The 20,487-nt window shown below is 51.5% G+C and carries 24 protein-coding genes; 16 read left to right on the forward strand and 8 right to left on the reverse strand.

The window, feature by feature from the left end:
- The first annotated feature begins 139 nt into the window (after positions 1-139).
- The 4 genes from K365_RS29330 (at position 140) to K365_RS28380 (ending at position 1,509) form a co-directional block, all read left to right on the forward strand.
- Positions 140-337 carry a lipocalin family protein gene (locus tag K365_RS29330; protein WP_156887795.1) on the forward strand — a complete coding sequence of 66 codons (198 nt, stop codon included), beginning with the start codon at positions 140-142 and terminating at the stop codon, positions 335-337.
- A gap of 180 nt (positions 338-517) precedes the next feature.
- Positions 518-721, forward strand: a complete 204-nt coding sequence (locus K365_RS0105985) for a YwbE family protein (RefSeq protein WP_006966161.1) — start codon at positions 518-520, stop codon at positions 719-721.
- Complete coding sequence (locus K365_RS28375) at positions 718-1,035, forward strand: hypothetical protein (RefSeq protein WP_211221107.1); 318 nt, start codon at positions 718-720, stop codon at positions 1,033-1,035. Before K365_RS0105985 ends, K365_RS28375 begins: the two co-directional genes overlap by 4 nt.
- A 57-nt stretch (positions 1,036-1,092) precedes the next feature.
- Positions 1,093-1,509: a class I SAM-dependent methyltransferase gene (locus K365_RS28380; RefSeq protein WP_211221108.1), complete on the forward strand. Its 417-nt coding sequence runs from the start codon at positions 1,093-1,095 to the stop codon at positions 1,507-1,509.
- Positions 1,510-1,583: 74 nt separating this feature from the next.
- On the opposite strand, the gene K365_RS0105995 is transcribed toward K365_RS28380, so the two are convergent.
- Entirely contained in the window at positions 1,584-1,988 is a 405-nt protein-coding gene (locus K365_RS0105995) for a hypothetical protein (protein ID WP_024333896.1), read from the reverse strand.
- Entirely contained in the window at positions 1,981-3,018 is a 1,038-nt protein-coding gene (gene dapA / locus K365_RS0106000) for a 4-hydroxy-tetrahydrodipicolinate synthase (RefSeq protein ID WP_024333897.1), read from the reverse strand. Before dapA ends, K365_RS0105995 begins: the two co-directional genes overlap by 8 nt.
- Before the next feature lie 203 nt (positions 3,019-3,221).
- On the opposite strand from dapA, the gene K365_RS0106005 reads away from it, so the two are divergent.
- The 7 genes from K365_RS0106005 (at position 3,222) to panC (ending at position 10,447) form a co-directional block, all read left to right on the forward strand.
- Positions 3,222-3,899, forward strand: coding sequence for a tetratricopeptide repeat protein (locus K365_RS0106005; RefSeq protein WP_006966157.1), 678 nt, complete (start codon positions 3,222-3,224; stop codon positions 3,897-3,899).
- A 26-nt stretch (positions 3,900-3,925) separates the two neighbouring features.
- Positions 3,926-5,035 carry a hypothetical protein gene (locus K365_RS26375; protein ID WP_152427643.1) on the forward strand — a complete coding sequence of 370 codons (1,110 nt, stop codon included), beginning with the start codon at positions 3,926-3,928 and terminating at the stop codon, positions 5,033-5,035.
- A 249-nt stretch (positions 5,036-5,284) separates the two neighbouring features.
- Complete coding sequence (dsrA, locus tag K365_RS0106015; protein WP_006966155.1) at positions 5,285-6,613, forward strand: dissimilatory-type sulfite reductase subunit alpha; 1,329 nt, start codon at positions 5,285-5,287, stop codon at positions 6,611-6,613.
- A 15-nt stretch (positions 6,614-6,628) separates the two neighbouring features.
- Entirely contained in the window at positions 6,629-7,777 is a 1,149-nt protein-coding gene (gene dsrB / locus K365_RS0106020) for a dissimilatory-type sulfite reductase subunit beta (RefSeq protein ID WP_006966154.1), read from the forward strand.
- Between the two features lie 101 nt (positions 7,778-7,878).
- Complete coding sequence (locus K365_RS0106025; RefSeq protein WP_006966153.1) at positions 7,879-8,136, forward strand: dissimilatory sulfite reductase D family protein; 258 nt, start codon at positions 7,879-7,881, stop codon at positions 8,134-8,136.
- Positions 8,137-8,165: 29 nt separating this feature from the next.
- Positions 8,166-9,593, forward strand: a complete 1,428-nt coding sequence (locus K365_RS0106030; RefSeq protein WP_006966152.1) for a cobyrinic acid a,c-diamide synthase CobB — start codon at positions 8,166-8,168, stop codon at positions 9,591-9,593.
- An 8-nt stretch (positions 9,594-9,601) separates the two neighbouring features.
- Positions 9,602-10,447, forward strand: coding sequence for a pantoate--beta-alanine ligase (gene panC / locus K365_RS0106035; protein WP_006966151.1), 846 nt, complete (start codon positions 9,602-9,604; stop codon positions 10,445-10,447).
- Positions 10,448-10,560: 113 nt separating this feature from the next.
- Here the strand turns inward: panC and K365_RS0106040 are convergent, their stop codons facing one another.
- The 6 genes from K365_RS0106040 to K365_RS0106065 all read right to left on the reverse strand — a co-directional run bounded on the left by K365_RS0106040 (position 10,561) and on the right by K365_RS0106065 (position 16,360).
- Positions 10,561-11,025: a cytochrome c3 family protein gene (locus K365_RS0106040; RefSeq protein ID WP_006966150.1), complete on the reverse strand. Its 465-nt coding sequence runs from the start codon at positions 11,023-11,025 to the stop codon at positions 10,561-10,563.
- Positions 11,026-11,161: 136 nt separating this feature from the next.
- Positions 11,162-11,950 (reverse strand): twin-arginine translocase subunit TatC, encoded by a 789-nt coding sequence (gene tatC, locus K365_RS0106045; RefSeq protein ID WP_024333898.1) that lies wholly within the window; start codon positions 11,948-11,950, stop codon positions 11,162-11,164.
- Between the two features lie 5 nt (positions 11,951-11,955).
- Positions 11,956-12,342, reverse strand: coding sequence for a Sec-independent protein translocase protein TatB (gene tatB, locus K365_RS0106050; RefSeq protein WP_024333899.1), 387 nt, complete (start codon positions 12,340-12,342; stop codon positions 11,956-11,958).
- Between the two features lie 74 nt (positions 12,343-12,416).
- A complete protein-coding gene (locus K365_RS0106055) occupies positions 12,417-13,964 on the reverse strand; it encodes a DEAD/DEAH box helicase (protein ID WP_024333900.1) in 1,548 nt (515 codons plus the stop codon).
- A 43-nt stretch (positions 13,965-14,007) separates the two neighbouring features.
- Positions 14,008-14,334: a sulfur carrier protein ThiS gene (thiS, locus tag K365_RS29215; RefSeq protein WP_337833235.1), complete on the reverse strand. Its 327-nt coding sequence runs from the start codon at positions 14,332-14,334 to the stop codon at positions 14,008-14,010.
- Positions 14,222-16,360: an aldehyde ferredoxin oxidoreductase family protein gene (locus tag K365_RS0106065; RefSeq protein ID WP_024333902.1), complete on the reverse strand. Its 2,139-nt coding sequence runs from the start codon at positions 16,358-16,360 to the stop codon at positions 14,222-14,224. Before K365_RS0106065 ends, thiS begins: the two co-directional genes overlap by 113 nt.
- Before the next feature lie 339 nt (positions 16,361-16,699).
- Here K365_RS0106065 and K365_RS0106070 point away from each other — a divergent pair, with 339 nt between their 5' ends.
- The 5 genes from K365_RS0106070 (at position 16,700) to K365_RS0106090 (ending at position 20,481) form a co-directional block, all read left to right on the forward strand.
- A complete protein-coding gene (locus tag K365_RS0106070) occupies positions 16,700-17,002 on the forward strand; it encodes a YggT family protein (RefSeq protein WP_006966143.1) in 303 nt (100 codons plus the stop codon).
- Positions 17,003-17,033: 31 nt separating this feature from the next.
- Positions 17,034-17,534 (forward strand): DivIVA domain-containing protein, encoded by a 501-nt coding sequence (locus tag K365_RS0106075; protein ID WP_024333903.1) that lies wholly within the window; start codon positions 17,034-17,036, stop codon positions 17,532-17,534.
- Between the two features lie 62 nt (positions 17,535-17,596).
- On the forward strand, positions 17,597-18,679 hold the full coding sequence (locus K365_RS0106080) for a type IV pilus twitching motility protein PilT (RefSeq protein ID WP_024333904.1): 1,083 nt from the start codon (positions 17,597-17,599) through the stop codon (positions 18,677-18,679).
- Positions 18,680-18,703: 24 nt separating this feature from the next.
- Positions 18,704-19,876 (forward strand): type IV pilus twitching motility protein PilT, encoded by a 1,173-nt coding sequence (locus K365_RS0106085; protein WP_024333905.1) that lies wholly within the window; start codon positions 18,704-18,706, stop codon positions 19,874-19,876.
- A complete protein-coding gene (locus K365_RS0106090; protein WP_024333906.1) occupies positions 19,873-20,481 on the forward strand; it encodes a zinc-ribbon domain-containing protein in 609 nt (202 codons plus the stop codon). The genes K365_RS0106085 and K365_RS0106090 overlap by 4 nt, the downstream gene beginning before the upstream one ends.
- Positions 20,482-20,487 lie beyond the last annotated feature (6 nt).

Here is a 20,487-nt window from a genome sequence, read left to right on the forward strand (position 1 = left end):
TTCCTCTACAAATCAGCATGTTACCATCTGTTTTTTAGCGCGCTTCTGCACCTCACAAATCCCACTAAAAAATGTATAAGGTCCATTCTCAAATTTTCTGAAAAAAGGCCTGATTTTGGCAAAAGATTGTGACATTTTGTTGGGATGCGAAAGTGACAATCTACAGTTAGATCGTGAAAGCTATCAATATGCTTTTGTCTCCGGCCCAAGCACAAAATATTTGTGGTTGTTGTCTCGGACACCTTCAGTAGAGATGGAAATTATTGAAAAATTCATTGAAATGTCCAAATTGCGTGGTTTTGATACAGACAACTTGATTTTTGTACAACACAATTAAAACCTAAGAAATACCGATTATTCATCCTGCTCAATGATTATCCAAAGCAAAAATGATTATGGACCTGAAAAATAATGGATACCACCATCAAGCAAAACCTGATAGTGTTTCTTTTATCAGGGCGGGTAACGCACGGCACTTGAATAGCTTGAACATTGCCGGAAAAAAGATCGGAATCTCATGGACGGAAATAATAGAAAAAACATCACCAGAGGCAGTCTTGTAGACGTGGTCCAGAAACCGGATCAGCGGACCGGAAACCTGACCCGGGGACGGGTCAAAGATATCCTCACCAAATCCCCTTTTCACCCCCACGGCATCAAGGTCAGGCTTGAATCCGGCATTGTGGGCCGGGTCAAAACCATTTTGCAGAAAGCCCCATGAAGCGGTCCAGCAAAAACCGGCTCATGCCCAGGCACGGGGACCTGTTCCCGGATGCCACCTTATTTCACCGCATCGCCAGAGCGGTCTGCCGGGCCGGCGTTCTGCCCAGAAAAGAGCTGTACGAGGCTTGGGAAACGGCCCGGCGTGTGCGGCGGCGGTTCAGAGGGGGACGGGTGGTGGACCTGGCTTGCGGCCACGGGCTTTTAGCCCAGATCATGCTCATTCTGGACCAGACCTCGCCTTTGGCCCTGGCCGTGGATACCCATATCCCCAAAAGCGCGGGAACCCTGCTGGCGGCTATGTCCGAAACCTGACCCTTTCTTGGAGAACGCCTGTGTTTTGAATCCCGGGACCTGGGGGAGATCGACCTTTTGCCCGGCGATGTGGTGGTCTCTGCCCATGCCTGCGGCGGCCTCACCGATATGATCCTGGCCAGGGCGGTTGGTGCCCGGGCCAGAGTGGCGGTGCTGCCCTGCTGCCACGATCTTGAGACCTGCGATACGGCAGGCTTGGGGTCCTGGATGGCGCCGGACCTGGCCGTGGATGCGGTCCGGGCCATCAGGCTCAAAGGTGCGGGATATGAGATTTACACCGCAGCCATCCCGGCTGTCATTACCCCCAAGAACCGGCTGCTCATGGGGGCGCCTGCTTCGTCAGCTCGCCGGGTTCGATGGCAATCCGCCAGTTGTGGCAGAGGAAAAACCATGACAAAAGAATCATATTCAAAATCAGCCCTGAATGCGATGCACCGGGAATGCGATGCACCGGGCATCAAAACAGGCACTTGAAAAAGCGGCAAATAGCAATTGATTGAAAAGAACCCCATTGAGTCTGCAATTTGCCCTTGAATCTGGTTACCGCATCATTTCCGGTCGTTGTATTGCTTTAAGACCAGTTTCGGGGCGAACCGGGGGTGGGAGATGTATTGTTCCATGTTTGCCATGAAGGTATCCACCAGGGATGCCAGTACCTCGTCTTTTTCATGGTTTAAAATGAAATTGCGTTCCAGGCGGTACTCATAGATGACCGTTTCCCCTAACGTATCCCGGATTTGATCCAAAGTCACACCGGAAAGCGGTTCATTGTCAAACAGGTCCGGTGTGATTTTGATTTCCATGGTGGCCTGCATGATCACAATATAGGCATCATCACTGATTTTCCGGGACCGGTCCGTAAGGATCAGGGGTTGTCCGTTTTTCAGTTCAATGGTTTTGATGCAGGTGCCGGTTTCCGGCAATGATGTCTTGGTTTTGTCAAAATTATTCATATGCGTACCATAGTCCGTTTTGATAGTCAGGATTGTGAAGCCGCTCATGGATGTCAATATTGAAGAATTTTGCAATGGGCGCAAATATTTCCGGATGATCGGCGTGAACCTGCTGCATGGTTTCAACGATTTTGTCCAGCCCCTGGCGGGTCATTTTCCCCAAAGGCGGACGGCAGGGGCCGGAAGGCATTCCCAGCAGCTGCATCATGGTTTTCAGGGGCAGCGGGTTTCTGGCCCGGCATAAGACCGGTCCAAACGCGGTTTCTTCCGTGGTCGTGACCACCACCAGGTCTAAGAGCGGGTTAAGGACGGCCTGGAGCCTTTCGGCTTCATCCCGGTCCCCTTGATTGATGGCAGATACCATCTGCGTCATGAATCCGGGCACGATATTGGACATCACGGAGATGGACCCGCAGGCCCGGATCTCAGGATCGGTCATGATGTCGTATACCAGCGCGTCATCCCCGGAAAAAATCTGGAAATCCGGACCGCAGCATTTGCGGGTGAGTTTCATGTTGTCAAGATTGCCCGTGGCTTCCTTGACACAGGTGATGTTGGGGCAGGCCTGTGCCAGCAGGGCCAGGTCCTGGGGCAGCATCTGGGCACCGGTGCGGCCCGGGATGATGTAGGGGATGATCGTCATGTCCGGGTATTGTCCGGCCACAACTTCATAATATTCCTTGCGGATTTCAAGGGATGAGGGTCCGTTGTAATAAGGATCCACCATCAATATGGCATCCACCCCTTCTTTGGCGGCATGGCCTGCTGCGGTGAGGGCTTCTTGAGTGTTGTTGCTGCCGGTGCCGGCAATGACCCGGCACCGGCCCGTGACCTGTTTGGCAGCCAGGGCAATGACATGGATGTGTTCCTGCCATTTGAGTGTGGGGCTCTCCCCCGTGGTACCGGTCACCAGTATGCCGGTGATATGGTTTTGAATCTGAAATTCGATAAGTTGTTCCAGGCCGTTTTGATCCGGTTCCCCCGTATCCGTGAACGGGGTGATCAGCGCAGTAAAACATCCGTTTTCCATAGCAATGGACTCCTGAAAATTCTGATGGTGTCATGATAAAACAAAAAAACAGGTGCTACCACAGGCGGGATGCGGATGCAAGAAAAATATTCCCCCTGCCGGGCGTTCCAAATACCTTGACTCCTGTGGCAAATCATCTATTATATGAAATTTCAGACGGAAAACAAGACATAAATTTTGTACCATACACCAAGGAGTAACCCATGTCCGACACGCAAAAAAGGGGAGACCTGCCCCGGAATGCGGATGAGCATATTGCCAGACTCAGATATCAGTTGACCCAGAACACCGAGTGCGGCACCACCCATTACAATCTGGGGGTGGCGTTACTGGGAAAACAGGAATATATGGAAGCGGAAAAAGCGTTTCACGATGCCATTGAAAACAGTCCCACGTTAGCGGAAGCCTATGTGCAGCTGGGGGGAATCTGTCTTCAGCGCGGAGATCTGGAAGGCTGTTTCCGGTTCAACCAGCGGGCCACCAAAGCCAGGGCCGGATTTGCCGAAGGATATGCCAACATGGCTTTTGTCCTGATCCAGCTGGTGGACGGCAAGGATGCCAAGGAAGATGAAGAAAAAATCGACAAAGCCATCAAACATCTGAAAAAGGCCATCATTCATAACAAATATTTTGTTCAGGCCTATGCCTCTTTAGGGACGGCTTACTATATGAAAGGGCTGTATGAAGAAGGGATTCAGGCCAATCTGGAAGCCGTTCAGATTCAACCGGAATTTCCCATTGCCCACAACAATCTGGCGGTGGGATACCTGGAATTGGAAGACTATGAAACGGCTATTTCTCATTGCGACAAGGCCCGTGAACTGGGATATGACGTAGCTCCGGATCTTCTAAAAGAACTGGCACCCCATCGTCAGGGATGATTTTTGATCCGGAAATAACCTTTCATATGCCCGGGCAAATACCCGTAACGTCCGAATCCGGGTTGTGGGACATGCCGTTGTCCGGAAAAACCGGCACTGAAAACAGTCGCGCTGAATGGACAATCGGCGATTATTTTGAGGCGGCCCATACTTTTTTGACCCGGGACCAGGGAGAAATGGTCTGTCATGCCGTCTCCTGCCTGGCCCCTGAACCCGGACCGATTCATGCCCTGAACGTCTGCCTGGAAAAGCACGGGGCCTTTTATCACCCCCTGAAAATCACGGCCGTCACCGGGTCTGCCACCGTGTTTCTGGTGCTCAACGGTGCGGTTCGTGATCCCGGACTCACCTTGATTGAAACCGAGTGCCGGCTGCTTGCCGACCTGGCTGATCGGGTGGAGCCGGCCTGGATTCCCCGGGTTTTCGGGGCAAAAACCTTTGTGGAAAAAAAAGGCCGGATCGGGTTTTTTCTGGGGCAGTGGTTTGACCGGTTTTGTGAATTTCACATCACCCGGACGGGCAAAGATTACCAGGTGGCCATCTGGAAAGATGACGGCACCCACGAACCCGTTCCCTGGCACCGGGCAGAGAAAATTTATGAACAGATTGCCTGTGTGCTGACCGATTATTATGAAAAAGATACGGGCCTGGAAATTTTTCCGTGGCATCTGGCGGCCGGGGATTTTGTGGTAAATTCTCACGATGAGGTGCGGCTGATAACGGTGCGGGGAATCGGGCAGTTAACGGAAACGGCATCAGACATTTGTGATGTCCGGGTCAGACAATTGTTTTGTCTGCTGCTTTATTTTTTGAACCTGACCTTGTGTATGCGGCTGGATCGCGTGGACGGCACGGGGTCTCTGGCATGGCTGCCGGACAGGGTGGTGGATGCCGCAGTGAAAGGCATGATCCGGTCTTTGAAGATGTATGACCAAAAAAATACACCCCTGGTTGAATCCGACGGATTAACGGCCCGGTTTCTGGAATTTGTGAAAAGATTTGATTCAGCCCAGCTGCATGACATGCTGATTCACCTGCTGGAAGACCGGCACTTCACTGCAGGTGAAGTGCAATTGATCCGAAAACATCTGGATGCTCATTGTGAGCGGATTCAAAAGACCGTATCCGCTTTGTGAAGCCGGTTTCGGAAATCCGGGTGAAAAACGGGGATATCCGGTTTTTTTATTGACATGTGTAAACAGAAATTCTATACCAACAAATGATATTTTTGGCGAATATATCTTTAAGAAAAGCAAAGAAGATGTCGCTTGCATAGTAACAATTTGGAATGATATCGAATTTGACTTGTGTCAGACTATTGGATGAAAAGTTTGGAAAATCTTTTCATTGTTGAATGTAATTTAACTTTTAACGGAGGTAAGTAAATGGCTAAGCATGAAACTCCTTTACTGGACCAGCTGGAATCCGGCCCCTGGCCAAGCTTTGTCTCTGACCTGAAAGCTCAGGCGGAAAAAAGGGCAAAGAATGAGGAAGGCATTGAATTCCAGATTCCGGTGGATGTGGTTGACGATCTTCTCGGGGTGGTGGAACTTTCCTACAAACATGGCAGAACCCATTGGAAACACGGCGGCATCGTCGGTGTTTTCGGTTATGGCGGCGGGGTTATCGGCAGATACTGCGACCAGCCGGAAAATTTTCCCGGTGTTGAAGCATTCCACACCATGCGGGTGAATCAGCCGGCAGGAAAATATTATTCCACGGATTATTTGAAAAAACTGTGTGATCTGTGGGATTTCAGAGGCTCGGGTGTGACCAACATGCACGGCTCCACCGGTGACATTATTCTGCTGGGGACCACCACCAAGCAGCTGGAAGAAGTGTTCTGGACCCTGACCCATGACATGGGCCAGGACCTGGGCGGTTCCGGGTCCAACCTGAGAACCCCGTCCGACTGCCTGGGGCAGTCCCGGTGCGAATATGCCTGCTATGACACCAATGCGCTGGTGTATTTTCTGACCAACGAATATCAGGACGAACTGCACAGACCGGCATTCCCCTATAAGTTCAAGTTTAAACTCGACGGCTGCCCCAACTGTTGCGTGGCCTCCATTGCCCGGTCTGACATGTCCTTTATCGGCACCTGGAAAGACGACATCCGCATTGATCAGGATGCCGTGAACAAATATGTGGAAAACGATCCCGCATATCCGGCCAATGCCGGCGCTCACAAAGGCAGCAAAGACTGGGGTCCGTTTGACATTGAAAAAGAAGTCCTGGCCCTGTGCCCCACCAAATGCATGAAGTTTGAAAACAAAAAACTGACCATTGACAATGCCAACTGCACAAGGTGCATGCACTGCATCAATGTCATGCCCAGAGCCCTGAAAATTGGTAAAGAAACGGGTTGTTCCATTCTTTGCGGGGCAAAAGCACCGATTCTTGACGGTGCCCAGATGGGATCTCTGCTGGTACCCTTCGTGGAAGTCAACCCGGACAATGATTACGAAGCAATTACTGAAATCATTGAAAATATCTGGGACTGGTGGATGGAAGAAGGCAAGAACCGTGAACGCTTAGGTGAGCTGATTATGCGTCAGGGCTTCCAGAAACTGCTGGAAGTGACCGGTATCGATCCCATGCCGCAGCATGTTGCCTACCCCAGAACCAACCCGTACATTTTCTGGAAAGAAGATGAAGTACCGGGCGGCTGGGAACGTGATGTGGACGAATACAGAAAACACCATAGGAGATAGGAAGGGAGAATCATAATGGCTTTTATTTCTACGGGTTATAATCCAGACAAACCGATGGAAAACCGGATTACCGACATCGGTCCCAAAGATCATAACGAATTTTACCCTCCTGTGATTGCCAAAAACAAGGGCAAATGGTCTCACCATGAAATCCTTGAGCCCGGCGTTCTCGTGCATGTGGCTGATTCAGGAGATGAAGTATATACGGTTCGGGTGGGTGGCGCCCGTCTGATGTCCACGGGTCTGATCAATGAAATCTGTGAAATTGCGGACAAACATTGTGACGGATATGTGCGGTTCACTACCCGGAACAATGTGGAATTCATGGTGGATTCCAAAGACAAGCTGGAACCGTTGAAAAACGATCTGTCTGGCAGAAAATTTGCCGGCGGATCATTCAAGTTCCCCATCGGCGGAACCGGTGCAGGTATTACCAATATCGTCCATACCCAGGGCTGGATTCACTGCCATACGCCTGCCACGGATGCTTCCGGAACGGTCAAGGCGGCCATGGATGTGCTGTTCAACGATTTTCAGGACATGAGGCTGCCGGCCCAGTTGCGCGTATCCATGGCTTGCTGTCTGAACATGTGCGGTGCGGTTCACTGCTCTGATATCGCCATTCTGGGATATCACAGAAAACCGCCCATGCTGGACCATGAATACCTGGACAAAGTGTGTGAAATTCCGCTGGCCGTTTCAGCCTGTCCCACCGCAGCCATCAAACCGGCCAAAGTACAACTGGCCAACGGCAAGGAAGTCAAGTCCGTTGACGTCAAGAACGAACGATGCATGTACTGCGGTAACTGCTACACCATGTGTCCGTCCATGCCTCTGGCAGATACGGAAGGCGATGGTATCGTGCTGATGGCCGGTGGTAAAGTGTCCAACCGGATTTCCGACCCCAAATTCTCCAAGGTGGTTGTGGCATTCCTGCCCAATGAAATGCCCAGATGGCCTTCCATGACAGATACCATCCAGAGAATGGTGGAAGCCTATGCCAAAGGCGCCAACAAATATGAGCGTTTAGGTGACTGGGCTGACAGAATCGGATGGGAAAAATTCTTTGAGGTGTGTGAACTGGATTTTACCCACCATCTGATCGATGATTTCCGTCAGCAGGCTTACATGAGCTGGCGTCAATCCACTCAGTTCAAATTCTAGAAAATTTAAGTTTTTGAACGGATTCTGTCACATATGAGGATAAGCCGGGGCACCTGCATCAGGGGCTCCGGCTCATCCATTCCAAATCAAAGGAGACAAAAATGAGTGACCTTCTTGACAACAAGGAAGAAGCACAAAAGGCTGTGGTTGAATGGCTGAGCAAAAAAGCCAAAACCAAATCCAAATTCTATATCAAGGACTTTTATAAAATTTTTCCGGATGACAAGCCCAGAATGATCAAAAAAGTCGTGAATAAAATGGTTGAAGACGGAATTCTTGAATTCTGGTCATCCGGTTCCACCACCATGTATGGTCTTAAGGGTGGCGGTATCCAGCATTCTTCCGAAGGTGAAAATTAATAACCCCATATTGTAAAGACGTAAAACCCATGCACGCAAGCAGTGACATTATTCCAGGCGTGGTGGTGGCAGGGCTCAGGGGTGGTTCGGGCAAAACCATCATCAGTTTGGGGATTGCCGCGGCATGGAAACGTAAACAAATAGCGGTTTCGCCTTTTAAAAAAGGCCCTGATTATATCGATGCCGGCTGGCTTTCCCTGGCAGCCGGCCGCCCCTGTTACAACCTGGACACATTTCTTTGTACCCCGCAGGTGGTCCGGGATTCTTATTTTTCACACGCCGTAAGTTCAGACATCGCCCTGGTGGAAGGCAACCGGGGATTATATGACGGGATTGATACGGATGGATCCACGTCCACAGCGGAGCTGGCAAAACTGCTGAACCTGCCCGTACTGCTGGTGCTGGATTGTACCAAAAGTACCCGGACCATGGCCGCACTGGTGATGGGGTGTCAGCAGTTTGATCCCGAAATCCGGATCATCGGCGTGATCCTCAATCAGGTGGCCGGCTCCCGGCACCGGAAAAAAGTGACTTCCAATATCCAGCAGTTCTGCGGGATCCCGGTATTTGGGGCGATTCCAAAACTTCAGTCCGAGGATTTTCCGGAACGGCATATGGGGCTGGTGACATCGGCCGAACATGGATCTTCAATTCAGGCCCTGGATGCGGTTCGAAATATGGCAATAGAGCACGTGAATCTGGATGACCTGTACCAGGCAGTGATCAAAGACTGTCGTGACGCGGCTTCGTTTAAAAAGACCCGCACCGCCGGCCCCGGATCTGCTATTTCAGCGCCCGTCAGCCGCTCTTTGGACCCGAAAGTGGTGGTCGGGGTGATCAGAGATTCCGCATTTCAGTTTTACTATCCCGACAATCTGGAGGCCCTGGAAAACGCAGGCGCCAAACTGGAGTTCATCAGTCCCTTGAACCAGGACCGGCTGCCTGACGTGGATGCGTTGTATATGGGGGGCGGATTTCCGGAAACCCATGCCCCGCAGCTGGCGGAAAACCGGTCTTTCAGAGAGCATTTAAACGCATTGGCCCGGGATGGACTCCCCATTTACGCGGAATGCGGGGGCCTGATATTTTTAGGACAGAGCATTTGCCTGCATGGGCACGAATATGCGATGTCCGGAATTCTGCCCATCTGGTTCGGGCTGGCACTCAAACCCCAGGGTCACGGGTATACCCGGGTGAAAGTGGTGCACAAAAATCCGTTTTTCCCCGTGGGGGAGGTGCTCAAAGGCCACGAATTCCGGTATTCGAAAATTTTAAACATCAAGTACCAGGACCCGGACATGGCGTTTTTAATGGAACGGGGCAAAGGCATTGAGGACAAAAAAGATGGATTTCACAAATATAATACCTTTGGCACCTATACCCATATTCATGCTTTGGGATCCGTGTCCTGGGCCCCTTCTCTAATCAAACTGGCCAGAGCCTATCAATCGAGGTAACCTAATCCATGGAATTAATTGCGACCATACGTGATATGACCCGGTTTTCCGAAACCGTGCGACAAAAAGATCAGACCATTGCTTTTGTTCCCACCATGGGATTTTTGCATGAAGGGCATCTGGCGTTGATGGAAAAAGCGTTGACATGTGCCGATCACTTAGTGGTATCCATCTTTGTGAATCCGGCCCAGTTCGGTCCCAGTGAAGACTTTTCCACGTATCCCAGAGCTTTGGAACAGGATTTGGAAAAATGCCGGAAAATCGGGGTGTCTGCTGTGTTTACCCCGACGGACGAACAGATGTATCCACCGGGATTTGAGACATATGTCACCCTGGAAAATCTGCCCTTTCATCTGTGCGGGCTTTCCCGGCCCGGTTTTTTCAAAGGGGTGGCCACCGTGGTAACCAAACTGTTCAATATTGTCAGACCCCACACGGCCGTGTTCGGGGAAAAGGATTTTCAGCAGCTGACCGTGATCCGGCGGATGGTGACTGATTTGAATATGGGGATTGATATCGTGGGAGTACCCATTGTGCGGGAGCCGGATGGCCTGGCCATGAGCTCAAGAAACAAATACCTGACCCCGGCCCAGCGCCCCCATGCGCTGCTGCTGTCCCGGTGTCTGGAAACTGCGGAAAACGCAGTGAAAAACGGAGAGCGGGATGCCGGAAAAGTGCTGGATCTGGCCGGCGATATCCTGGCCACGGGTTCGGACATGCGTGTGGATTATCTGTCTTTGTGTGATCCTGAAACTCTGGAAGATGTGGCTTTGATTCAGAAAGAAACGCTGATGGCCATGGCCGTATGGGTGGGGAAAACCCGGTTGATCGATAACCGGGTGCTGACGTTTTGAGCCAATCGAACCGTTTGTGAGAATTTTAAAAGGCGGCCTTGTTTTCATAACAAGGCCGCCTTTATGTTTCAACTGATGGAATTCAGTTTTGCGGGCGGGTGTTTGCCTGAAGATCAGGCTTTTTCATGGCACTGGGTGCAGGAGGTCGGTGCCGGACCTTTCCGTCCTTTGGGATCCCCGGCATCGATATTGACTTGTTTGTGACATTCTCTGCAGTTGCCGTGCATGGCATTTTCATGAACCATGATGTCATTCCGGTTGTCTTTGTCTTTTTCAAAAATATTGTGGCACTCATAACAGGGATGCACCTCATCTCCCATTTTGAGGTCGGACAACGGCGTTCCCGTCTCATCATGATGACATTCGCCGCAGGAGATGTTGTAATCTTCCGTGTGTTTTTTATGGGTAAAGGTCACCAGTTTAAACTGAGGCGGCCCTTTTTTGCGGTTGACGTCATCATATCCGGGTGTTGAGATTTCAAAGGTGTCTTCCACTTCAGTGCCGGCCTGGATACCTGTTGCGGCAAAAATCGCAATGATAGCGGCTGTCAGTAGAAGCGTGATCGTTTTACTCTTCATAGCACGTTTTCTCCTTATTGGTTTCAATTTATAGTTTCCGGTGCTTGTTCCAAGCATCGGTCCGTTTCATTTTTGGGCTGATTTTAGACATAAGCCTGTGCCAAAGTCAATAAGAAATCCGGCGGGTTCACGTCTTTCAATCGTCAGTCGGCGTTTCTTTTTCTTCATCGGTTTCATCGGTTTCATCCGGGGTTCCGATGGGTTTTCTTCCGAAAATCCGGGCACCGATAATACTGATTTCATACAACACCATCAGCGGCAGAGCCATCATTATCTGAGTAATGACATCCGGCGGGGTGATCAGGGCGGCGCCGACAAAAAACAAAAGCAACGCATATTTTCTGTTTTTTTTCAGAAACGGCACTGTCACCAGGCCCATGCGGGCCATAAAGGTAAGAACCAGGGGCAGTTCGAACACGAACCCAAAAGCCAGCAGCATCTTGGATGCAAAGGACAGGTATTCTTTCATGGAGGGCATGGCCTGGATGGTATCCGTGGCAAATCCCAGAAAAAACTGAAACCCATAGGGAAATACAATGAAATATCCAAATGAAGACCCGAGCACGAAAAAAAACAGGGATAAAATGACCACGGGAAGCATATATTTTTTTTCAGTCCGGTACAGTCCGGGGGCTATAAACATCCAGAACTGATAGAACAATACGGGTGTGGCCAGTATGATTCCGGCCAGCAGGGATACTTTAAGGTAGGTGAAAAATGCTTCCGGCAGTCCGGTGAAAATCATTTTGGCATTGCCGTTGGCTTCCATGGCCGTCACCAGAGGAGAGGTAAGGATCTGAAACAGTTTTTCCTTGAACGCATAAGCAATGGCAAATCCCACGCCCACGGCGATGAAAGACCGGACCAGCCGGTCCCGCAATTCTCCTAAATGTTCAGTAAACGGGCTTTTGGCATCAGGTTCCATGGATTTTATCCGTTTGAGTTCTCTTTGTCAGCGGGTGTATCACCCTTTGTATTTTTTGATGAAGATGATGTGTCAGCATCCGTTGCCGGGTCCGGGGCTTCAGAGGTGTCAGTATCTGTTCCCTGGGTTGCATCGGTGGTGTCTGGTTTTTTTCTGCCGGGTTTTTCCCGTTTGGAATCTTTGATCACATCTTTTAAATCCGTGGTGGAAGATTTGACATCCTGGAGAGTGGTATCCATGTCAATACTGCGTTTGAGATCCTGGGCAGAGCGTTTGAATTCTCCCATGGCCCGGCCTAAGGTTTTTGCCAGTTCAGGCAGTTTCTGAGGCCCGATCACGATCAGGGCAATGGCCAGAATCAACAGAATTTCAGGCATTCCAAGGCCAAACATAGTTTTCCCTCTCCTTAAATATTATAGATGCTGTTATAAATCACCTGGGTTTTACACTGAATGCCCGGACCCTGTCAACTGGAACCCGGACGGCTTTTCCCGGCGTAATTTCCCGGTGGCCTGGATCGCCGCCTCCGTCTGGATTTGGCTTTGGCTTTCGGGGGAGGCGATGTGTTTTTCTTTTTGGGTGCGGGTTTGGGCAATGGATTTTCCAGAATGTCGGACGGATATTCACAGGGCAGCTTATAGCCTAACACCGCTTCAATCAACGGAATCTGAAACGAACTCATTTCATCGGCAAACGAGATGGAGGTGCCTGTGGCACCGGCCCTGCCCGTTCTGCCGATCCGGTGAATATAATGCTCAGGCTCAAACGGCATGTCATAGTTGATGACATGGCTGATGTTTTCAACATGCAGGCCCCGGGCCGCCACATCCGTGGCCACCAGAATCCGGACGGTGCCTTTTTTGAACTGCTCCAGCACCTTGAACCGGTTGTTCTGGGAAACGTCTCCGGAGAGCACCTTGCACTTCTGGCCGTACCGGTCCAGTTTGCTGCTCAAAAAAGTGGCAGTATCTTTTCGGTTCACAAAGATAAGAACCCGCTCAATTGTTTCAGACGTCAACAGATTGTAAACGTGCTGAAATTTTTTATCTTCCGTGGTCAGATAGACAATCTGCCGGATACTGTCCGCCGCCGTCTGTTCCGGATCGATTTCAATCTGAACCCGGTTTTTGGTGGTCCATGAATCGGCCAGGCGTAAGACATCTTCGGTCAGGGTGGCGGAAAAGAAAAGGGTCTGTCGTTTGTTTTTGGGCGGGGTCATGTAAATGAGTCTGCGGACATCCGGAATAAATCCCATGTCCAGCATCCGGTCCGCTTCATCGATGACCATGATTTCCACTTTGGAAAGCTGGATGATTTTTTGCCGGATAAAATCCAGAAGCCGCCCGGGCGTGGCCACAATCACATCCACAGAATTATCCTGAAGGGTCTGCTGCTGCCGGGCATACCCCGTGCCGCCGAAAACCGATAAAATATTGCACCCGGCGTATCTGGCCAGGCCCTGGAAATCTTTTTCTATCTGATGGACCAGTTCCCGGGTGGGGGCCAGAATCAAGGCCCTGGGAAATCCGGGTTTGTTTTTTACGGGTTTGTCCATAAATGCCTTGATGATGGCGATAATGAACGTGGCTGTTTTGCCGGTGCCGGTCTGGGCCTTGGCCGTGGCATCCTTGCCTGCCAGGGTATGGGGCAGCAGGGCGGCCTGGATATCGGTACAGTATTCAAATCCCAGATCTGCCACGGCATGCATGAGCGGTTCCGGCAGACCCAGGTCATGAAACCGGGTTTTGCCTTCCAGGGGCGGTACTTGAAACTGGTCCACAGACCATAAAGGTTTGGAAGCCGATTTTTGGGATTTCGGCGCTGTTCCGGTACTCTTTGGCGAGTGTGCGGGTGATTTTTCCGGACCCGTCGATTTCTCGGCAATGGGTTTTTTTTGACCCCGGGGATGGGGCGTGTCTTGGGCACGAGGCCGGGGTCCGGGGTCAGGCGGGGACGGCGAAGGTGCCGCCGGTTTTTTGAACAGTCGCTTGAGAAAATCGATGAAAGATTTCAATAGTGGACTCTGTGTTGGGGGTTAACAGTAAATGGGGGCGGCATCATCCACCTGCCACCAGAGGCAGCAGATGGATGACCGCGTTGTCCGGAATCCGGGTTTCCCGAAACCGGGGGCTGGAGACCAGTTTTCCGTTGAGACGGACCACGGAGCAGAACCGGACATCCGGCATCTGTTTCAGCAGATCCGCGATGGTCATGTCCGGTTTCCACTCAAATGGCTGGTCATTCACCTGTATCATAAAAAGGGTTTGTGCCTTATTGAATCCCGTTTTCCGCCAGCACTTCCAGCACTTCCGGAAAATCGATGCCCAGACGCTGAACCGTTTCCTTGGTGGGAATTCCGTTCCGGGTCCAGCCCCGACGGTCATAGACCGCATCTTTAAGCTGTTCATACTGGGATTCGCGTTCTTTTCTCAATGCCGCGACTTTGGCTGCCGTATCCATATCTGTGATATCCATGCCGTAGGTGTCGGTCAGCTGTGTGTCGTAACGGTCCGAACGGCTTTCATATTCTTCCACAGTCACCGGCCCCATGGCCCGGTAGGGCAGGGTGTCATGTTCCCGGGTGCCGTATCCCATTTTCAGGTTGAAGATCCGCTGGAAATTATACACGGCTTCACTCATGGCGATGAGATCATCGGGCATGGTTTTTTTACCCGTGACAGCGGAAAAGAAATCTGCGTACCATTGTATATGTTTCATCACCTTGGCCGGTTCTTTGGTGTCTTTGTTGTCTTCAGGCACGATATCGTTCCAGGGCAGCTTGCACAGGCCGCACAGACCGAACCAGGTCCGGAACATGGGAAACCAGTGCAGGGCTTCGGCCTTGTTTTCAAAAGTGGGCATGAAATTGTGGACCATGTCCAGAAAAATCAGCCAGGCTTCATCATGCTGGGGACCTTTGAGGGCCAGGCCGTATCCGCCCTGCTGGGCCAGACTTTCCTTGGTGATGTATTCGGAAAATTCCAGGCCTTTGGATTCCATACCGATATCCTGCATGAACGCGGGATCAGCATTGAATTTTTCGGCAAAGATCTGTTTCATCCGGCGGATGCCTTTGCCCACAATGGCACCGAACCCTTCGCCTCTGGCCATCTGGTGGATCAGTTCCAGGGTGTTGAGCCGGTTGCCGAAACTGATGTCCATGCCGCCGGTATGGTCTGGGGTGATCAGCTTGTTTTCAAAGCATTCCATCACAAATCCGATGGAGGTTCCCACGGAAATGGTATCCATTCCATAGGCATCGCAATAAAAGTTGATTTCCAGGATGGTGTGGGCATCAAAAATGCCTAAGTTGGAACCGCATCCGGCCACGGTTTCATATTCCGGCCCGTCCACAAACACCCTGGTGCCTTTGAAGGGGCCGGTGAACGGGGAAAAATCCTTGACTCCGTGGGAACAGGCCACGGCACATCCCCGCCAGCACCCGTCAAAGCCCTTGTCAAATATATGTTCATACACGGCTTCACCGATGACGGCCGCCCCCGGGTGGGACCCGAATTTGAAATTGTGTGTGGGCAGGCAGTCATGGTCGTTCATGATGGGAACCAGATGGGTGGTGCCCACCAAAGCCATGCGGTTCTGTTTGGGATCTAGGTCATGGATCTCTTTGGCATGGGTTTTGGTCACGGTTTTCAACGCTTCCAGATCTGCGGGCTGATTGCTTTTCATGGAAACAGCCCCATATCGGGCCACCACGGCCTTGATTCTCTTGTCGGCCAGCACCGTGCCCGTGCCGCCCCGGCCGGCCTGTTTGTAACGGACCCTTTTGCGCCCGGCATCATACCAGGAGAAATTCAGGCATCCGAAAAACGTATTTTCAGCACCGGGACCGGCGGTCACCACAGAGACGTTCACGGGTTTTTCCTCGTCAAAATACCGGGTCAGGGCATCGGACAGATCATAGGCATTGTCCGGCAGATCGGCGGCATTAAATATTTTGATCCGGCTTTCAATGCCGTCGATAAGAATGACGACGTCCTGGTCTGCCTTGCCGGTCAACGTGATTACGTCGAATCCGGAAAATTTTTTGTAAGGACCGAAATAGCCGCCTACATTGGAATCAATGGGCGCGCCCGTCAGCGGGGAAATGGTGGTGACGATGCTTTTGCCGCCACCGGGATATCCCGGGGTTCCCCCTAAGGGACCGGCGGAGATGCACAGGGCATTCTCCGGATCATTCCATTTTGTGGTGCCTTTGACGGCCTGCCACATGAACCACAGATCATACCCTTTGCCGCCGATGAATTTGTCTTTTACGGCCGCATCAATTGAATCGATGCGGATGTCATTATCAGCCAGGTTGATGTGAAGGGACCGATCCGTGTATCCTTTGATCACTTCCGCCCGGTCATAGGAAACAGCTTTGATTTCATTTAATTTCACAGGACCCATATGTTTACTCCTTGGATTTAATCCGTTTTTACAGATCTAAAGATTCCGGGGGCCGTGTCTGACTATGCGTATCAGATTCGCCCCTCCCCAGTGGTACGCAATAAATATTTTAAAATATAATTCACATAGTTATCATACCATTGGCCGACATTCAAGCACATAACGCATGCCCCGGGCCGAATAATACCGGATTGGTTCATGGCGGGAATGCGGTAAAACCGCTGGATCAAAACACGCTGTTTGGTTGACTCTGGATTGCTAACCAGGTAAAAAAACTTGATTTTTATCTGATTGCCTGATAACAGATTCAGGAAAAATGATACATGAAAGGGTATTTGAATGCTTGTATTGGCCAATTTTCTGGAAGCAGTCGCCGTGGTGCTGGATTATGGATTAACGCTTTACATGTGGATCGTTATTGCCGGTGCGGTGTTGTCCTGGGTCAGCCCGGATCCTTACAACCCCATTGTCCGGTTCATCAATACCGCAACGGAACCGGTATTTTATCAGATCCGAAAAAGGTTGCCCGTCCATTTCGGAGGGATTGATATTTCACCGATCGTCGTACTGATGGGTATCATCTTTCTTCAGACCTTTGTGGTGAACACGCTGCATGGACTGGCACGGTCCATGGTGTTGTAACCGTTTGATTTCAGATGGAAAGGATGGCTTTATGGGTATCACATCAATGGTGGTCAGGCAGAAGGAATTCAAAACCCGTTTCAGGGGATTTGATGTTCGGGAAGTGGATGGATTTCTGGAAGAAGTGGCCGTTCAGATGGAGTCCATGGACCGGACCATTGAAAACCTGACTGAAGAAAAAAGACGGCTGGACCTGGAAAATCAGGGGTACCGCAAACGGGAAAATGCCATGAAAAACGCCATGATCCAATCCCAGAACGTATTGGATCAGATGAAGGACAACGCCAAAAAATCGGCCCAGGTCACCATTGCCAATGCCCAGGTGGAAGCGGAAAAAATTCTGAACCGGGCCCATAAACGGCTTTCTCAACTCCACAGTGATATCATGGAACTCAAACGGCAGCGGATTCAACTGGAAATGCAGGTCAGTGCAGTCATTGAATCTCATGCCAAATTACTGGAAATGAGCAAGAAAGAAAACAAGGCGGCCGATGAGACCGATGCCACGCTCAAATTTATCAACCGGGCGTGATTTTGCAAAAGAACGCTTTTAACGGCAGATTCCAAACACCCAATTATTAAAAAAGGGCACACATGGCTCAAATAGATGCGTTTTTCAAATTGATGCATGATCAGGGCGCGTCCGACCTGCACCTGTCATCGGGACAGCAGCCGGCGCTTCGGCTTAACGGGGATATTGAACGAATCAAGTATGACCGGCTGACATCGGACAAACTGCGGGCAATGCTGTATGAAATCACCTCCCAGGAGAAAATCAAAGTCTTTGAAGAGACCGGGGATGTGGATTTCGGGTATGAGATTCCGGGCCTGGCCCGGTACCGGGCCAACTATTTCATGCAGAAGAACGGGCTTTCCGCCGTATTTCGTGAAATTCCCTCCGATATTCTGACCGCGGAGCAGCTGGGGTTGCCTTCGGTGATCTCAAAACTGGCGGATCTGCCCCGGGGACTGGTGCTGGTCACCGGCCCCACGGGATCCGGTAAATCCACCACCCTGGCCGCGATTATCGACCAGGCCAACCGATCCAGAAAAGATCATATTATCACGGTGGAAGATCCCATCGAGTTTGTTCACAAAAGCCAGAGCTGTATTGTGAACCACCGGGAGGTGGGGACCCATACCGATACCTTTTCCGCCGCCTTGAGAGGCGCCCTGCGTGAGGACCCGGATATCATCCTGGTGGGGGAGCTGCGGGATCTGGAAACCATTTCTCTGGCCATTGAAGCGGCTTCCACCGGCCATCTGGTTTTCGGCACCCTGCATACGTCCAGTGCGGCGAAAACCGTGGACCGGATCATTGAAGTGTTTCCTTCCTCGGAACAGGCCCAGATCCGTTCCACCCTGTCCGACGGGCTCAGGGCCGTGGTGGCCCAGGTGTTGTTCAAACGCATTGACAAAAAAGGGCGGTGTGCGGCCCTGGAAATCCTGGTGGCCACCCCGGCAGTGCGGAATCTCATCCGGGAGTCCAAAACCCATCAGATTCCTTCCATGATCCAGACGGGGAAACAATACGGCATGCAGCTGCTGGACGACTCCATCATGACATTGTACAAAAAAGGGTGGATCAGCCCGGATGAAGCCTACAGCAAAGCGAACAACAAAAGTATTTTCCGCCCCTTTCTCAAAACGCCGCCCACGGATTTTACCGAAGCCTGATGTGCGAACATTGACAGGAGAATCATGAAAAAGCAGCAGGTCGATCAGATCTTATCCAGAATGCTGACAGCCCACCCCAATGTGTCCGATCTGAACCTGACACCGGGAAAGCCGCTTCAGGTGGAAAGTTCAGGCAAATTGACACGGGTGCAAATGGATCCGGATTTTGAGCGATTGACCCCGTTCCAGACGGAAATCATCGCTTTGAACCTGATCCACAATGACCGGAAACTGACTGAAACCCTTCTGAGAGAAGGGTCCTGCGATCTGTCCTACCAGCTGGGCACCCAGGCCAGATTCCGGGTGAACATCTTTTCACGGTCGGGCAAATATGCCATTATTCTGCGGAAGCTGGAAACCCAAATTCCCACCATTGAAGATCTGAATCTGCCGGACCCTTTTTTCAAGATGGCCGAGGAAAAAAACGGGATCATCTTTGTGACCGGCGGCACGGGCTCCGGAAAATCCACCTCTCTGGCGGCCCTGCTGGACCGGATCAACGACACCCAGGCCGTGCATGTGATCACCCTGGAAGACCCCATCGAATACCAGCATCCCCAGAAACAGTCCACGTTCAATCAACGGGAACTGGGCATGGATTTCGACACGTTCGCCTCAGGGCTTCGGGCGGCCCTGCGCCAGGCCCCCAAAGTGATTCTGGTGGGAGAAATGCGGGACCGGGAAACCGTGGAGATCGGACTGTCTGCCGCGGAAACCGGCCATCTGGTATTGTCCACCCTGCATACCGTGGATGCCGGACAGACCATCAACCGGATTCTGGGCATGTTTTCCACCCAGGAGGAAAAGCAGATCCGCGTCCGCCTGGCAGACACGCTCAGATGGGTGGTGGCCCAGCGGCTGCTGCCCAAAACCGGCGGCGGACGGGTGGCGGCGTTTGAAATCATGGCCAGCAACCTGCGGGTGAGAGATTCTATCCTCAACGGGGAATCCGAAGGCAAAACCTTCAATGAGATCATCATGGCCGGTAAACACCAGGGGATGGTGACATTTGACGAGTATATCGTGACCCTTTTCCGGGAGGGCAAAATTGATGAATCCGTTGCCATGGCCTATGCCTCCAGAAAAGACATGGTGGGCCGGGGGCTGGACAGCATTAAAAGCGCCCGGGGAGAATCCACCACCCAGATCGACTCGCTGGAAATTGACCGGGGCTACAAAGGGGGCCCTGAATCATGAACATACAGTGCAAAAATTGTCATTCCCAGTTCAATATTCCGGATCATAAAATTCCCAAAGACAGGGATGCCGTCCTCAATTGTCCGAAATGCAAGGAAAAAATTATTATCCCGGCCCAAAAAAGCGGGACCGGGGCCTCTGTTGGGTCTGGTTCCGGACTCCGGCCGGAAACTGCGGTCCAGAATCAGCCCAGAACCCTGATTCTGGCCCTGGAAGGACCGTTTCTGCAACCGGCGGTGGCTGCGGCCGGGCAATTGGGATATACCGTGGAAACTGCGCCAAACAAGGCTGAAGCCATTAAAAAAATGGCCTATCATGTGTATCCGCTGATCATGCTGGAAGACCGGTTCGATCCGGATGGCGACATTGTTTCAGCGCACATGGACACCCTGGACATGTCCGTGCGGCGATCGATCTGTCTGGTGCTGATGGGCAGCTCCTTTACAACGGGTGATCCCATGACGGCATTGCATGCCAGTGTCAACGGTGTGGTCGGCCCGGACAACCTGTCACAGATGCCTGGGGTTCTGTCCCAGATGATCCAGGCCCATACCGATTTTTACCGGGTGTACATGGATTCCATGAAAGCAGCGGGCAAGGCCTGATATCTT

Source organism: Desulfotignum balticum DSM 7044 (assembly GCF_000421285.1).
Classification (GTDB): Bacteria; Desulfobacterota; Desulfobacteria; order Desulfobacterales; family Desulfobacteraceae; genus Desulfotignum; species Desulfotignum balticum.

What these genes read in the sequence shown, in the direction of transcription:
- K365_RS0105985 (WP_006966161.1), top strand. Translation starts at nt 518, where the DNA reads ATGGACGGAAATAATAGAAAAAACATCACCAGAGGCAGTCTTGTAGAC.
- K365_RS28375 (WP_211221107.1), top strand. Translation starts at nt 718, where the DNA reads ATGAAGCGGTCCAGCAAAAACCGGCTCATGCCCAGGCACGGGGACCTG.
- K365_RS0105995 (WP_024333896.1), bottom strand. Translation starts at nt 1,988, where the DNA reads ATGAATAATTTTGACAAAACCAAGACATCATTGCCGGAAACCGGCACC.
- dapA (WP_024333897.1), bottom strand. Translation starts at nt 3,018, where the DNA reads ATGGAAAACGGATGTTTTACTGCGCTGATCACCCCGTTCACGGATACG.
- K365_RS0106005 (WP_006966157.1), top strand. Translation starts at nt 3,222, where the DNA reads ATGTCCGACACGCAAAAAAGGGGAGACCTGCCCCGGAATGCGGATGAG.
- K365_RS26375 (WP_152427643.1), top strand. Translation starts at nt 3,926, where the DNA reads ATGCCCGGGCAAATACCCGTAACGTCCGAATCCGGGTTGTGGGACATG.
- dsrA (WP_006966155.1), top strand. Translation starts at nt 5,285, where the DNA reads ATGGCTAAGCATGAAACTCCTTTACTGGACCAGCTGGAATCCGGCCCC.
- dsrB (WP_006966154.1), top strand. Translation starts at nt 6,629, where the DNA reads ATGGCTTTTATTTCTACGGGTTATAATCCAGACAAACCGATGGAAAAC.
- K365_RS0106025 (WP_006966153.1), top strand. Translation starts at nt 7,879, where the DNA reads ATGAGTGACCTTCTTGACAACAAGGAAGAAGCACAAAAGGCTGTGGTT.
- K365_RS0106030 (WP_006966152.1), top strand. Translation starts at nt 8,166, where the DNA reads ATGCACGCAAGCAGTGACATTATTCCAGGCGTGGTGGTGGCAGGGCTC.
- panC (WP_006966151.1), top strand. Translation starts at nt 9,602, where the DNA reads ATGGAATTAATTGCGACCATACGTGATATGACCCGGTTTTCCGAAACC.
- K365_RS0106040 (WP_006966150.1), bottom strand. Translation starts at nt 11,025, where the DNA reads ATGAAGAGTAAAACGATCACGCTTCTACTGACAGCCGCTATCATTGCG.
- tatC (WP_024333898.1), bottom strand. Translation starts at nt 11,950, where the DNA reads ATGGAACCTGATGCCAAAAGCCCGTTTACTGAACATTTAGGAGAATTG.
- tatB (WP_024333899.1), bottom strand. Translation starts at nt 12,342, where the DNA reads ATGTTTGGCCTTGGAATGCCTGAAATTCTGTTGATTCTGGCCATTGCC.
- thiS (WP_337833235.1), bottom strand. Translation starts at nt 14,334, where the DNA reads ATGACCGTCGGGGCTGGACCCGGAACGGAATTCCCACCAAGGAAACGG.
- K365_RS0106065 (WP_024333902.1), bottom strand. Translation starts at nt 16,360, where the DNA reads ATGGGTCCTGTGAAATTAAATGAAATCAAAGCTGTTTCCTATGACCGG.
- K365_RS0106070 (WP_006966143.1), top strand. Translation starts at nt 16,700, where the DNA reads ATGCTTGTATTGGCCAATTTTCTGGAAGCAGTCGCCGTGGTGCTGGAT.
- K365_RS0106075 (WP_024333903.1), top strand. Translation starts at nt 17,034, where the DNA reads ATGGGTATCACATCAATGGTGGTCAGGCAGAAGGAATTCAAAACCCGT.
- K365_RS0106080 (WP_024333904.1), top strand. Translation starts at nt 17,597, where the DNA reads ATGGCTCAAATAGATGCGTTTTTCAAATTGATGCATGATCAGGGCGCG.
- K365_RS0106085 (WP_024333905.1), top strand. Translation starts at nt 18,704, where the DNA reads ATGAAAAAGCAGCAGGTCGATCAGATCTTATCCAGAATGCTGACAGCC.
- K365_RS0106090 (WP_024333906.1), top strand. Translation starts at nt 19,873, where the DNA reads ATGAACATACAGTGCAAAAATTGTCATTCCCAGTTCAATATTCCGGAT.